9 protein-coding genes are annotated in these 14,751 nt (G+C 43.0%); 6 read left to right on the plus strand and 3 right to left on the minus strand.

Annotation, left to right across the window (positions count from 1 at the left end; genetic code table 11):
• Positions 1 to 113: 113 nt before the first annotated feature.
• The 3 genes from U5K35_RS09250 (at position 114) to tnpA (ending at position 2,596) form a co-directional block, all read left to right on the plus strand.
• Positions 114 to 1,241: an amidohydrolase gene (locus U5K35_RS09250; protein ID WP_322571174.1), complete on the plus strand. Its 1,128-nt coding sequence runs from the start codon at positions 114 to 116 to the stop codon at positions 1,239 to 1,241.
• 25 nt (positions 1,242 to 1,266) lie between these two features.
• A complete protein-coding gene (locus U5K35_RS09255; protein WP_322571175.1) occupies positions 1,267 to 1,407 on the plus strand; it encodes a hypothetical protein in 141 nt (46 codons plus the stop codon).
• 727 nt (positions 1,408 to 2,134) lie between these two features.
• A complete protein-coding gene (tnpA, locus tag U5K35_RS09260) occupies positions 2,135 to 2,596 on the plus strand; it encodes an IS200/IS605 family transposase (protein WP_322571176.1) in 462 nt (153 codons plus the stop codon).
• Between the two features lie 870 nt (positions 2,597 to 3,466).
• Here tnpA and U5K35_RS09265 read toward each other — a convergent pair.
• Together U5K35_RS09265 and U5K35_RS09270 are read right to left on the minus strand one after the other, a co-directional pair.
• Positions 3,467 to 4,222 carry a DUF1670 domain-containing protein gene (locus tag U5K35_RS09265; protein ID WP_322571177.1) on the minus strand — a complete coding sequence of 252 codons (756 nt, stop codon included), beginning with the start codon at positions 4,220 to 4,222 and terminating at the stop codon, positions 3,467 to 3,469.
• Positions 4,219 to 5,043: a DUF1670 domain-containing protein gene (locus U5K35_RS09270; RefSeq protein ID WP_322571178.1), complete on the minus strand. Its 825-nt coding sequence runs from the start codon at positions 5,041 to 5,043 to the stop codon at positions 4,219 to 4,221. Before U5K35_RS09270 ends, U5K35_RS09265 begins: the two co-directional genes overlap by 4 nt.
• A 628-nt stretch (positions 5,044 to 5,671) precedes the next feature.
• On the opposite strand from U5K35_RS09270, the gene U5K35_RS09275 reads away from it, so the two are divergent.
• Both U5K35_RS09275 and alr read left to right on the plus strand, forming a co-directional pair.
• On the plus strand, positions 5,672 to 6,388 hold the full coding sequence (locus U5K35_RS09275; protein WP_322571179.1) for a hypothetical protein: 717 nt from the start codon (positions 5,672 to 5,674) through the stop codon (positions 6,386 to 6,388).
• Positions 6,389 to 6,580: 192 nt separating this feature from the next.
• Positions 6,581 to 7,762 (plus strand): alanine racemase, encoded by a 1,182-nt coding sequence (gene alr / locus U5K35_RS09280; protein ID WP_322571180.1) that lies wholly within the window; start codon positions 6,581 to 6,583, stop codon positions 7,760 to 7,762.
• Between the two features lie 992 nt (positions 7,763 to 8,754).
• Here the strand turns inward: alr and U5K35_RS09285 are convergent.
• Positions 8,755 to 9,912 (minus strand): IS4 family transposase, encoded by a 1,158-nt coding sequence (locus U5K35_RS09285; RefSeq protein ID WP_322571181.1) that lies wholly within the window; start codon positions 9,910 to 9,912, stop codon positions 8,755 to 8,757.
• A 1,861-nt stretch (positions 9,913 to 11,773) separates the two neighbouring features.
• On the opposite strand from U5K35_RS09285, the gene U5K35_RS09290 reads away from it, so the two are divergent.
• Complete coding sequence (locus tag U5K35_RS09290) at positions 11,774 to 14,635, plus strand: SusC/RagA family TonB-linked outer membrane protein (RefSeq protein WP_322571182.1); 2,862 nt, start codon at positions 11,774 to 11,776, stop codon at positions 14,633 to 14,635.
• Positions 14,636 to 14,751 lie beyond the last annotated feature (116 nt).

Consider the following 14,751-nt stretch of genomic DNA (forward strand, 5'->3'; position numbering starts at 1 on the left):
AACAAGGTCATGTTTTTAGATTAAAAGTAACAAGCAGGTTAATTCGTATTCGTCAGGGAGAATCTGTTATTTTATCAGGGCATTAATTTAATACTTGATTAACCACAGAAGCATTGAATAGAGACGAGTTAGTAAGATTAAGAAAAGAGCTTCACCGCAATCCGGAACTGTCGGGGCGTGAATCAGAGACAGCAGATCGAATCATAAAAGAACTAAAGAGATGTAATCCTGATGAGCTTCTAACCGGGTTGGGAGGTTCCGGTATTGCTGCAAAATTCAGTGGTGCGAAAGATTCCTTAAAGACTATTCTGATCCGGGCGGAGCTCGATGCAATTGCCGTTCGCGAAGAGACGGATTTAAATTACAGCTCTCAAAATAACGGAGTAATGCATGGCTGCGGACATGACGGCCATATGACAATTCTGTTAGGTGTGGCTAGGAAACTGGCTGAAGAGAGGTCAGCAAACAAAACCGTTTGGCTTCTTTTTCAACCGGCAGAAGAGACAGGGGAGGGCGCAGAGTGGGTATTAAAGGACAGTAAATTTGAGGTTGTTCAACCCGATGTTGCCTATGCGCTTCACAACTTACCCGGCTACCCGGAAAATCAGATCGTAGTAAAAAAAGGAGTATTCGCGGCAGCATCCATCGGGGTTCAGGTGAAATTTAAGGGAAAGTCGAGTCATGCAGCATATCCTGAACAGGGTGTGAATCCCTCACGGGAAATCTCGGATCTGGTTCAGTTCGCTAATCTGGAGTTTGATGATTTTAAATCAAAAAGTTCAATCAACAAAATTGTGACCACATATATCAGCCTGGGTGAGAGAGCATTTGGGATTAGCCCGGGTGAAGGTGAAGTGGGTTTTACAATTCGATCATCATCGGATGAAGAGCTAAGCGGAGCAGTAAATAAATTAAGAGATAAGGTCCACTCTTTGATGGAAATCTTTGAGGGAGATATTTCATTCGATCGGGTTGAGCCATTTGCGGCAACGGTAAATGATCCGGAGGGTGTGGAGAGCGTTATTGCCGCGGCAGAAAAAAGCGGCTTGAATCTGAAAGAACTGGATACGCCGTTTCCTTGGAGTGAGGATTTTGGATCGTTTGGCAGGAGATGTCCCATTACACTATTTGGATTAGGGACCGGTGAGGATCATCCGCCACTTCACTCAGAAATGTATGATTTTAATGACGAGTTGATTCAGGCGGGCGTGAAAATGTTTACAAATTTGATCGAGCGTTGATTTTTTTGGAAATCGCAACCGTCCAATGGTTCCGAATTCTTGGAGGGTTATTGGCAAAATCGATATCAATTTCGATTCACGGTCGCAGGTAATGGATGAACGGGTATCTGTGCCCCATGTCTACGACATTCTGAATTTCATTCGTTTCCCACACACCACAGGTTAAAACCTGTGGCTATGATGTTTGGCCACGGCTACGCCGTTTGGTTTGGCAGTCGGGATGGGATGAAATCTGAATCCATCTCTGAGTAATGGACTCGGAAAAGAGTTACGTACCTTTATATTTAGACAAAAATTCAAGTGTCGTAGACACGCTAAACATCATAGCCTCACAATTCCAAGTGTCGTAGGCACGCTAAAGCATCATAGTCCCTTCTTTCTAAAGTGCCATAGGCACGACGTGTTTCTTGCCGCGGTCAACACCCGTGGCCTATCGAAGTGCCGTAGGTACGGCCCGGTAGGCATGAATTCATAATATAAATTATGGACAAACTATCCCCGTGTCCCATGCCTACGGCATTCTAACCTTTTTCGTATTTCATATACCACAGGTTGAAACCTGTGGCTATGATGTTGAGCACGGCTACGCCGTTTTGGATCTTGCCAAATGTGATAGAGATTCTGGAGCACCGAGTATTACAATGTTAATACAGATAAAGGCTTCATTTTTTAACAACTTGAACTCAGACAGGAATAAACAAGTGTCGTTAGACACGCAATACATCATAGCCTCACAATTCATTGTGAGGTTTTAAGCGGGCACCCGAACCTATCAAGTGCCGTAGGCACGAACCACAATTATTTTGAGGTTACCCATGAAATTATAAATTTATATTTAACCGCTGAATGGATTTAACAAGGGGATCCATTCTGAACAATTAAAATCAGGGGACATGGCAAATACATACTGTAAAATTTATCTGCATACCGTCTTTGCGGTAAAGTACAAGAAAGCACAAATCAAACCGAAGTGGGAGAGTAAATTACATTCGGTAATTGGCAGTTTAATTAATCAATCAGAAGGCCAGTCAATTATTGTAAATGGAACCTCGGATCATATTCATTGTTGTTTTTATAAAAAGCCCAATGTTTCGGAGTCTGAATTGATGAAGCTGGTGAAGGCAAAGTCATCTAAATGGATTAATGAATCGGGATATACAGATCACAGATTCTCATGGCAAAAAGGGTTTGGATGTTTTTCATTTTCTGAATCTCATAGGAACCATATTTACAGGTATATCAAGAATCAAAAAGAGCATCATAAGGTATTGGGGTTCCGGGAAGAGTACTTAAGGTTGCTTCAATCCTATAATATTGAATATGATGAAAAATATATCTTTCGGGAATTGGAGTGAAATCGATAATGGTTACTGTGCCCCATGCCTACGGCATTCTGAATTTCATTCATTACTCATACACCACAGGTTGAAACCTGTGGCTATGATGTTGATCACGGCTACGCCGTTTTGGGTCTTGCCAAATAACACAGAGTTTTGGAGTCTATAGTTTTACAATGTTAATATAGATTCAGACAAGAATTCACATTGTAAATTATGAAAAAACTATGCCAGTGTCCCATGCCTACGGCATTCTGAATTTCATTCGTTTCCCACACACCACAGGTTAAAACCTGTGGCTATGATGTTTGGCCACGGCTACGCCGTTTTGGATCTTGCCAAATGTCATAGAGATTTGGAGCCTCGGGTATTACAATGTTAATACAGATAAAGGCTTTATTTTTTAACAATTGAACTCAGACAGGAATAAACAAGTGTCGTAGACACGCTATACATCATAGCCTCACAATTCATTGTGAGGTTTTAAGCGGACACCCGAACCTATCAAGTGCCGTAGGTACGGCCCGGTAGGCATGAATTCATAATATAAATTATGGACAAACTATCCCCGTGTCCCATGCCTACGGCATTCTGAATTTCATTCGCTTCCCATACACCACAGGTTGAAACCTGTGGCTATGATGTTGATCACGGCTACGCCGTTTTGGATCTTGCCAAATAACACAGAGTTTTGGAGTCTCGAGTATTACAATGTTAATACAGATAAAGGCTTTATTTTTTAACAATTGAACTCAGAATGGAATAAAACAAGTGTCGTAGACACGCCGTATACTTTATCCTCAAAATTCATTGTGAGGATTAAAGACGTCCACCCGCCCAATCCTAAGTGCCGTAGGTAAAGCCAAATGGCGCAAATGATTTATTTTTTTATAGGTTTTCATAGTCTTGAATAAGTTGAATGTACTGATTGACCACATGCTTGGCAATATTGGTTACCATATGAATATACTCTGGATCGGGGTTGGTTTGATAGACGGTTTTTACCCGATGGTAATCCTTGAGGTAATTATCGACGGCTCGTTGCGTATGATTGGTTTCCAGAGCCACCTTGGCAGGATCTTTCTTCTCTACAATGACTTTATAGACGATTTGCGGTTTATGTGTAATACAGGATCCCATATCGTGCAGGGTGCCGGGGTGGGGAAGTAAACAATCATGGGTTTGTTCATAATGAGTTCTCCATGTCGTTGCTGTCCCGCCTCGACTTCTCCAGGTGAGTAAATGTAGATCGCGCATGGAAAGCAAGCCTCCCTGCTGGTAGGCTTCCCTGAGTAACCGGGCCGTGGCATGGGCGGCGACCTCTTTAAGAGGTTTACCCTCCATACGGCGCTGAAGATCTTCTTCGGCCACCAAGGTTAAGACAACGGGAACAAATCTTCGATTGGGCGAATCCCCACGTGTGCGTTTGTCCAGGGCATTCCACAGAACTTGCCCAGGCTTGAGCATGGCGATAGAGCGATGTTGACTGTCAAAGAGTTCCAGTAAGGCTTCGGCCAGCCGGGACCGCATAACTGGGCCAAACATGTTAGGAAATTCCCGGGCAAAAAATTGCTGAATAGTAGGTTTGAGCATGCGGGCCTTGGCCGAAGCATATTGTTTGATATTGGGATGGGGATGTATCATCGGCTCGTTTTTTTTGGATGAATCTGATTTGGGTTGGTCGCCTCGCCGAGTTGTTGTAACCATTGTCTGCGATGTGCGCTTGCTGGCAGCTGCTCATAGAGGGTAAAGTAGTGGGCGGCCAGTTTGGGAGAAATACCCACCAAAAACCCAATGGTATTCACATCAAAGCCTTCCTGGGTCAACGTCACACAGCGGGTAAATTTACCGACATAATTGGCCACCGATTCCACCGAATGATAGCTATCCCTTGCAATCTGGGCATATTCCTTACCAGCCAGCCAATGGCGGATAATGTGGCTACGATGGGATATACTGCGCCCCATATCTTTGATGGTCGAACGTAGGGGCAAAATCACTCCTTGGGATTTGAGTGTGGCCAGGTCTCGAACCAAGGTGCGTTGCCCACAATTGAGCAACCGATAGGCAATATCTTCCAGGGTAAGCAACCCTCCCTGCTGATAGGCCTGATGTGCCATGCGTTGTAGGCGATGCTGTCGTAGGGCACTTATCCCCATATTTTTACGGATCTGAAGGTCTTCTGTTCCCCCATCAAGGGTCAACCGGACCAATATCATGGAGGAGTCGGCAATGGATGTCTTCGGAGAATTTTCAATGCCCAGGCATAGGAATTTTACCTGTCCCACCCCAATGGATTCGTCTACATCCAAATAGGGATGATAAATTTTATGGACGGTCTCCAGGATGGCTTTTGCTTCAAAGGGTGAGCAATTCAATCCCGCGATTAATGCCTGAGTAAGTTGTTGCTGCAGGTTTTTCTTGGAAAGCCGATCCCACAGATGGGCTGTTGTATTGTTAATCATAATTCCTCCAAAGGTTAGAGACTGAGAAATGGCGCAGCAAAGTCTCCTTCAGTCGGACTCCGCCCTTCTTATGGGGACTATCTGCTGGTAGGTTAAATCTAGGATATAACATTATTATGCCAAATGGCACAACTAAAGGCACGACTCACAATATTGTGGGTTTACATTAATCATCGTGGATAAATTATCCCCGTGCCCCATCCCTACGGCATTCTGGAGTTTATTCGCTTCTCATACACCACAGGTTGAAACCTGTGGCTATAATGTTGGTCACGGCTACGCCGTTTTGGATCTTGCCAAATGTCATAGAGTTTTGAAGCACCGAATTTTACAATGTTAATTTGGACTCAGGTATTAATCTTGGATTATCATACTTGTATTGAAACCGACAAGTGTCGTAGACACGCTATACATCATAGCCTCACAATTCATTGTGAGGATTAAAGACGTCCACCCGCCCAATCCTAAGTACCGTAGGTACGAACCACATAAAGCCCTAATTTAAAAACTCATACGAATAAATGATTTATCAACGTTTCATTTACAGAATTCAAAATTGTTCTTTACTATTACTACCTCTATATAATTCCGGTACGCAAATAAATTCGTCAAAGACAAAAATAGCACTATGAAATCAACATTTACCTCTTTTATCGCACTATTCACTCTCTTGCTGTTATTTATAAGTCCAGAGAGCGCCCTATCTCAGGTACAGGACGAGGCTAATATCTCCTCATCCGAGATGAGAAATCTTTTGAATTCAAATCAGATTCCGCTGCACCGCGCTACAAATGTGGAAGGTTCTCCCTATATGTTCGATGAGTTTTACGAGGGAGTGGTCGCTTTGAACAACGGTCACACCACACAACCGCTGCAAATCCGATACAATACGCACACACAAAGTGTCGATTTTATGAGTGGAAATCTGGCTTTTAATGTAGAAGGAGAGAATATCGAGTCTTTTCATTTTACGGCAAACGGCAGAGAGTATAAATTTATGAAAGGATATGACGCCAGCAGATTATCGGAGGAAGACTTTGTTGAAGTTGTGGTTGATGGCGAAGTGAAATTTTTAGCACGTCATCATACAGCATTTTTTGAAGATGCGGCCAGTTACGGTTCCGCTACAAAAAATAACATCTATCGTTCAGACGTAACTTATTATATAAAGGTGGGGGACAAAAGCCCTGAAAGATTACGAAGCCTGAACAAGCGAAGGGTTATGAATAACCTGGAGCGCTTCGAGGATGAGCTCGAACAATATGCTGACCAAAATAATATCGATTTTTCTGAAAAAGAGGACGTAGCAAAGTTGGTTCGGTACTGCAACTCACTGGTCGAATAGTTTTTTAGAAAAAAATATAGGTCAGGCTTTTCAAAGAATTATTAATTAAACGCCTGACCTCTTCATTTATATTTTCATCTTCTACTTGATATCCTCGAAGGCCTTTCTTATTCATTATAATATCAAGTTTACAGGACCACGTACTCAATACCATCTACTCCATTTGTCAATATCTGATTAGAACCATACTGCATGAAAAAGAAAATTTCTGAATCTCTACAGCCCTCCTACATCGAATTGAGCCGATCTGCTTTAGAAGAAAACTTTAGCTTTTTAAAAGACCGGGCAAAGAATGGAGTCCGGATCTCTTCGGTAATCAAAGGTAACGCCTATGGTCACGGTATATCCGCTTTCATACCATTGGCGGAATCGTGCGGTATTGATCACTTTTCCGTTTTTAGCGCAGATGAAGCCGCCGGGGTACTCAAGTTCAGGTCGAATATGAATACGGATGTGATGATTATGGGGATGATTCGTGACAGCGAACTGGAGTGGGCTGTAAAAAATGGCATCGAGTTTTATCTCTTTGAAATGGAGCGATTAAACAGAGCGATCGAGGTGGGAGGTAAGCTTAAGATGAAAGCGAAGGTCCATCTTCAAATAGAGAGCGGTATGCATCGCACCGGATTTGAACGCAAAGATTGGGATGAAGTTTTCCGGAAAATTAAAAATCACCCCGATGAGATTGAGCTGAAAGGGATTTGTACTCATTATGCCGGTGCCGAAAGTGTAGCCAACTTTTTTCGGATTCAGAATCAGAACAAAACGTTTAAAGAGGCATTGGAATCAGCCGGAGAAGTATTTGAAACGATACCCTCCATTCACGCTTCCAGTTCGGCTGCTTTTTTGACGATGCCCGATAAACAGTACGATATGGTTCGAATTGGTATTGCCCAGTACGGTTTCTGGCCCAGCCGGGAGACTTACATGCATCATGCCAAAGCGAATGAGTTTGATGAAGACCACGATCCGTTGCGCAGGGTAATGACCTGGAAAAGTGAGGTAATGAGTACAAAATGGGTGAAGGCAGGCGATTTTATCGGATATGGAAATGTATATATGGCGGGCCGGGACATGCGAATCGCCACCGTGCCGATTGGTTATACTCATGGGTTTGGAAGAAATCTGACCAATTCCGGCTATGTATTAATAAGAGGAGAGAGAGCAAATGTTTCGGGATTGGTAAACATGAATATGATTACGGTTGATATTACCGATATTCCCGGGGTTGAAAAAGGGGATGAGGTGGTTTTGATTGGTCATCAGGGTGGTGATGAGATCACCGTGGCCTCTTTCGGTGAGATGACCAACAATCTGAACTATGAGATCCTGACGCGACTTCCGGCTTCAATTCCCAGGATTGTTGTTGATTGATGGGTAGTCGCGGGGATAAATCCCGCGCTCGTATGTTCAACCCATGAATGGGTTGTTGTTTTTGGAGAGATTAAGAAAAAGTCCAAAAAGGGGGCTTAATATTTAATATTTGGTGAGACTAAAAGGCCCGTGCCTGACGGCACTTTGAATGGGGTCGTATATTCTTTAATCCTCACAATGAATTGTGAGGTTACAATATGTTGCCGTGTCTCCGACACTTGAATTCGATGAGTAGTTTAGGATATCTATAAATCCTGATACTTAATGATCCGCCAAATTTAAAGTTAAACCTGTTGACAAACCTGAACGGCGTAGCCGTGACTAACATCATAGCCACAGGTTTCAACCTGTGGTGAATGAAATTAAATGTAGTCGAAAATGCCGTAGGCATGGCGCACAGGGATTCATTTGTCTGCGATTTTTAATATAAATCCAGAATAATGTGGTCCGTGTCTAAGACACTCTGCTTATCGGTCAGGCATTGTATACTACCCTACAATGAATTATAGGGTTATGATGTGTTATCGTGTCTACGACACTTGGCTGACTGATGTAAACCTAACCTACTGCAACATTACCAAAAGCTATTTTCAATCTAGGATTTGTGAGACTTAACAATTTTCTGCTGTCAGACCAATGGCGTAGCCATGGCCAAACATTATAGCCACAGGTTTCAACCTGTGGTAGTTGAAAAGTGTCCCACAGTTGAATGCCGTAGGCATGGTGCACAGTTGTGACCGTAAAAAAACATGACGGATTTGAACGCGGCAAGAAATGTGTCGTGCCTACGGCACTTGGAAAAAAGGTCTTATGCTTTAATTCCCACAATGAATTGTGGGGTTACAATATGCATCGTGTCTACGACACTTGATTTTGAATTAGGTCTAAATTCAATTTACTGATTGAAGAGTTTTCGGAATTGAAAATGAGCCGGGAGAATGTCTTTTCAATCATACATATAAAATTGATAAGGGCATATCAGTAGTGTCCGGTTAAAAGTCGAAGAGCCCCAATTGGTTACGATCAAGGGTCTCTAACTGTGTGAGTGATTGTTCGGAAAATAGCTGTTTAAGCGTCATACGCTCCAATATAGCTACACTCAGAACTTGCATCATCGTGTGTAAAGTAACGTTAAAATGGTTGGTTTTATGGCAAATTATCATGATCAAATAGGTACAGATAGCGGTCCATATCTGTGTTTTGACAGCATTGATGCTTTGCCCGTAGAACGCTTTGATTCGCAGGTTCTGTTTGATCCATTTGAAGAACAACTCTATCTGCCAGCGGCTTTTGTAATAGTCGGCAATCTGTTGGGCATCGCATTTGGTTATGTTGGTCAACAGAACTATATCCTGATTGTTCTCCTTGTCAATCAAGCGAACACGTCGCAGGGATTCCGGGTAACGATGCTTGGTCTTATTGCCTGTCAACCGGATGATTTGATCACATTGCAACCCGTCCGAGAAGTCGACCGACGAGGAGGATTTTCGATAATACTGCAGATTCTTTCTGGCCCGGATGACAAAGCGACCGCCCTGGCTGTGAAGGTGATGCAGCCGCTCGAAGTCCAGGTATCCCCGATCCATAATGTAGATGCTTCCTGCGAGAATCGGGATCATATCCAGGATATTTACATCGTGCATTTTGCCATCGGAAATATGGATAAAAGTGGGGATAGCGCCCTGCAGGTCCATCATTGTGTGAAGTTTAATGGCGGCTTTGTGTTCCCTGAACTCTGCCCACTGGAACAGCGACAGGCACAGGTCGATGGTCGAGGAGTCCAGGATTCGAATCGATTCGGTCACTTCATCTTTGCCATACAGTTTTTGTGCATGAGCGATCAATACCATAGCCAATTCCTGATATATTTCCCATGGTCGAGAAGCATTGGCATCCGAGAGTGTACTCAGTGGCACGCTTTGTTTGATGCCCATGTGATAACGACGAGTTCCGAGTGCGTTAAGGGTAGAGGTCAGATCCCGAAGGCTGTTACGAAAAGTGAGTTGCCCAAAGCACATACACAGGAATTGATCCCAGCATTTGAATTGCCGTACACGGTAATCTCCTTTGTGGTAGTTAACGATTTTTTGAAATTCGTATTTGGGAACAATATCCATAAGTTGAGAAAAAATAATCCGGCCAGTGTTCATGAAAATGTATATGATTAAGACAATTGAACTGAGTGAACACTGGCAAACTACAAGTTCAAATCGATAAAAATTTTAACAGTACTTAACTCATTGAACAGTAGATTGGTTAAAAGGATTTATAAATTGCTTAACCGGACACTACTGAGGGCATATAACTCAAATGGCGTAGCCATGATCAAATATTATAACCACAGGTTTCAACCTGTGGTAGATGAAATCAAATGTAGTCCAAAATGCCGTAGGCATGGCGCACAGGGATTCATTCGTCTACGATTTTTAATATAAATCCAAAACAGTGTGGTCCGTGCCATTTGGCTTTATCATCGGGACGACCCACAAAATAAGTCCTGAGAACGACCGCCTCTACTTAATCTGGGCTCCAAACCAATCCCACTAATCGGCGGGTGATGAATGTTGCCTGGCATACCCCAGGTTTCGCTTCGCCTGTCCCGATGTATTTGGTCGGGAGGGCTATTAATATTTTGCCCTTTCAGGGCTGGTTACATTAAATAACTGAATTTCATACACTCCCCCTCTTTGTGAACGGAGAGAACAGAGAGGGGGATTAGGGGGTGAGTTCAGTAAATGGCGTAGCCATGCTCAAATATTATAACTACAGTTGAATGCCGTAGGCATGGCGCACAGGGATTCATTTGTCTGCGATTTTTATATGAATCCTGAACAATGTGGTCCGTGTCTACGACACTGGATTAAAGTCAGATAAAAATCAATTTCCATCTTGAAGAATTTTTTTGGAAACCGAAAACGATCAGGCAGAACATTTCTATAATATGTAGAATTAATTTCGATGAAGAATCCAAACGGCGTAGCCGTGGCCAACATCATAGCCACAGGTTTCAACCTGTGGTATATAGATACGAAAGAAATCAAGAATGCCGTAGGCATGGTCCACGGTTGTGACCGTAAAAAACATAGTGATTAGGGCCGCAGCAAGATATGTGTCGTGCCCTAATGCACTTTATTTTATCTGTCTTTATCCTCTTTTCAATCCTCACAATGAATTGTGAGGCTATGATGTAAAACGTGTCTAACGACACTGGATTGGAGTCAGTTTTAAATTCAATTTACTGCTCGAAGAGATTTTCGAAATCGAAAAACGAGCGAAGAGCATACCTTAATTAGTCTGGTATTAGTTACAACGAAAAACCCATACGGCATAGTCGTGACCAACATTATAGCCACAGGTTTCAACCTGTGGTGTATAGATACGAAAGAAATCCAGAATGCCATAAGCATGGTCCATGGTTGTGACCCTCAACTCGAAAACAAATCACATAGTTACTTCAAACACAATTGTATCAGCCTAAACATTAACCGCAGATTTTAGATATCTGCTTAAATTCGATATGTCGCGGGCAGGATTTACATCATTATCCAGATTGGATCAAAACGAAGAATCAATCAACATGAGAACAATAATTTCGAAGAAAAACCTTCGGTCATTGCATATAAATAAACGATTCCGGTTTTACACTATTTAATACTTGTAAACACACAAGCATCGTAAGAAAACCTCGATTAATTTTAGTCTCTTTTTATCTAAAGCATCTAACCTCTTGATATACAGTATATAAAGGGTAAAATCGTAAGTTATTAAAATTGATATTTTCATTTGATATGTAAAATATCTTTGTTAAAATCCTTATGGTTGTTGGGAAGGCCTATAAAATGGGTCTAAATGGCAGTTTTTGATATAGATAATTTGGCTTAACGTGTAAGCAAGCCTTTTATACATCTTTCTCAAACTTCATTTGATCAAAGCGGTAAGTCTGATCTTACCATAAAAAAGCTCTCCCAATAACCCGGTCAATCAAAACAATAATTAAATATGAGGTCTAGTATGCTTAAAAAGCTACTTCTAAGCTCAATGATGTATCTTGCTGCTGTCTCTTTTGCGTTCGCGCAGTCGAGTACGGTTACAGGTACAGTTACAGATGCAGAATCAGGTGAACCCATTCCACAAGTGAATGTGTTTATCGAGGAACTGCAAACAGGTGATGCAACTGATTTCGACGGTCAGTACAGCATTGATGGCGTACAACACGGTACGTATACATTCCGAATTAGTTCTGTAGGTTACAGAACTCTCGAACGGGAAGTAACCGTGAACGCAAATAACACCAATTTCGACTTTCAGATGAGCCCGGATGTTCGTCTGCTGGAAGACGTTGTGGTAACTGCTTTCGGTGTGAGCCGTGAACAGAGATCACTTGGTTATGCCGTGCAGGATGTGAGCGCTGAAAAACTGGCAGTTGTTCAACAAGATAATATTGTTGGCGCTCTTGCAGGTAAAGTTGCAGGTGTTCAGGTAACCGGAAGTACAAACTTTGGCGGTTCTGAAAGAATTCGAATTCGTGGTGCGAACGGACTTTCTGATGGACAGCCTCTTTTTGTTGTCGACGGAACACCAATTTCTAATCAGTCGTTTGTTGCTAATCAAGGAGGTTCTACTACAGGACGTGACCTTGGTAACCTTGCATCTGACATCAACCTACAGAATGTAGAGAGTGTTTCGGTATTGAAAGGTGCCGCTGCTGCTGCGCTGTACGGTAACCGTGCAGCTGATGGTGTAATTTTGATTACAACCAAGAATGCATCCATGGGTGAGAACGTACCGCTTCAGGTTGATTTTACTCACAATACAACCTTCGAAGACGTTTATATCCTTCCGGATTATCAGAATCAATATGCAGGTGGTTACACTCAAAACTTTATTGAGTACACCGATCCGCGTGACGGACAGACCTACAACGGTTTGAACTACGCTGCGGATGAGAGCTGGGGTCCGAGAATGGATGGACAGATGTATCGCCCATGGTGGTCATGGTACGATCACGACTTTACAGGTGACGGACAGAATGATTACGGAACTCAGGTTCCGCTAACGCCTCAGGAAGGCAATGTTCGTGACTTCTTCGACACCGGTGTGAGAATGTCGAACAGTCTCTCAATTACAGGTGGTTCTTCAAACGCCTCCTTCCGAGCGGGACTGACCAATACAACGAACAGCGGTGTTGTTCCAAATTCACAGCTAAACAGAACTTCATTAAGTTTTAACGGTGCGTTGAGCCACTCTGATAAATTCACTTCCAGAATTGCGTTTAACTATGTGAATACGGCAACGGAAGGACGTCCTGCTACCGGTTATTCTGCCGTTCAGGGGAACTCTATTCAGTCTTTCAACCAGTGGTTCCAGCGTCAGTTGGATATGGATAAGCTTCGACAGTATCGTACAGATGATGGTACATTGATGTCTTGGAATATCCGTTCTGCTACAGATACTCGCCCACTTTACTGGGATAGTCCGTTTTTCAGTATTAACGAAAATATGCAGAATGATGACCGGGATCGTCTCTACGGTAACTACCAGTTATCATATAACGTGAATGAAAACATTGAACTACAGGGTAAACTTCACCTGGATACGTACAGCTTTAATGTAGAAGACCGGATTGCGACAGGCGGACTGGAGCAGGATTGGTACTACACTGCACAGCGTTCTCGCCGTGAAGTGAACTACGAAGCAGGATTACGTTACCAGGAAGACTTCCAGGATATCTCGCTCAGCGGTTATTTTGGCGGTAACATTCTTACCCAGGATTACAGCTCTCTGCAGCAGCAGACTGAAGGTGGACTTTCCGTTCCAAACTTCTTCAATATTGATGCTTCCATTGACCGTCCAACGGTTTCTAACTACAATGAGCAGAAAGAAGTAAGAAGTTTATTCGGAACGGCTACAATCGGTTTCCGAGATCTGGTTTATTTGGATCTTACCGGACGTAACGACTGGTCTTCAGCACTTCCTGCTGATAACAACTCCTTCTTCTACTATGGAGTATCAGGTAGTTTGGTATTTACCGAGTTTGACATGTTCGAAAATCAGAACATCCTGAGCTTCGGTAAACTTCGTGCCTCTGTTGCGCAGGTAGGAAATGACCTGGATCCGTTCCGTGTATTCCAGACATTCGACAGTGCTACTCCTTACGGTAGTCAGCCAGCACAAGAGATTCCGACAACCCTGTCAAATCCTGATCTTGAGCCGGCCATTTCTTCCGACTATGAGTTTGGTGTGGACTTGAGATTCCTGGACGGACGATTGAGAACCGATGTGAACTACTACAACTCGGTTCGTGAAAACGAAATCCTTTCCCTGGAAGTACCGGGATCAAGCGGTTACAACTTCTCTCTCGTAAATGCGGGTGAATTTGAAACAACCGGTTGGGAAGTTACAGTAGGATCTACTCCGGTTCAAACAGCTGACTTCAGTGTTGATGTTGATGTTAACTGGTCAACCAGCAAGTCTGTTGTGAATGAACTTGCTGATGGTATTACAACCCGACTTCTTGAGTCAGCTTCATTTGGTATTCAGCTTTTCGCTGTTGAAGGTGAAGAGTGGGGACAAGCCATCACTACTGCATCTTATGGTGGATATACATTGGACGAGCAGGGTAGACGAGTTGTTAATTCAAACGGTACATATGCTTTAACAACGAATAAGCCTTTGGGTAATATTCTTCCTGACTGGAATGGTGGATTTAACCTGGGAGTAAGTTACAAAGACTTCTCTATGGGTGCATTTATTGATTTCCAGAAGGGCGGTAAATTCTACTCTATTTCACGAATGTTTGGTACCTACTCAGGTCTGACTGAGAATACGGTTGGAAACAACGCTCTTGGAAATCCAATGCGAGATCCACTGTAGTTAAATGGAAATACCACATAATAGGTAACTGCAGGAGATGAACTTTCTTACTCGTCTACCTTTAGATCAGGCAGCTCATCGAACTCAGGTGGTGTACTGGTAGATGGTGTAGACAC

Origin of the sequence: Rhodohalobacter sp. (assembly GCF_034521535.1) — a bacterium.
Lineage (GTDB): Bacteria > Bacteroidota > Rhodothermia > Balneolales > Balneolaceae > Rhodohalobacter.

What these genes read in the sequence shown, in the direction of transcription:
- U5K35_RS09255 (WP_322571175.1), top strand. Translation starts at nt 1,267, where the DNA reads ATGGTTCCGAATTCTTGGAGGGTTATTGGCAAAATCGATATCAATTTC.
- tnpA (WP_322571176.1), top strand. Translation starts at nt 2,135, where the DNA reads ATGGCAAATACATACTGTAAAATTTATCTGCATACCGTCTTTGCGGTA.
- U5K35_RS09265 (WP_322571177.1), bottom strand. Translation starts at nt 4,222, where the DNA reads ATGATACATCCCCATCCCAATATCAAACAATATGCTTCGGCCAAGGCC.
- U5K35_RS09270 (WP_322571178.1), bottom strand. Translation starts at nt 5,043, where the DNA reads ATGATTAACAATACAACAGCCCATCTGTGGGATCGGCTTTCCAAGAAA.
- U5K35_RS09275 (WP_322571179.1), top strand. Translation starts at nt 5,672, where the DNA reads ATGAAATCAACATTTACCTCTTTTATCGCACTATTCACTCTCTTGCTG.
- alr (WP_322571180.1), top strand. Translation starts at nt 6,581, where the DNA reads ATGAAAAAGAAAATTTCTGAATCTCTACAGCCCTCCTACATCGAATTG.
- U5K35_RS09285 (WP_322571181.1), bottom strand. Translation starts at nt 9,912, where the DNA reads ATGAACACTGGCCGGATTATTTTTTCTCAACTTATGGATATTGTTCCC.
- U5K35_RS09290 (WP_322571182.1), top strand. Translation starts at nt 11,774, where the DNA reads ATGCTTAAAAAGCTACTTCTAAGCTCAATGATGTATCTTGCTGCTGTC.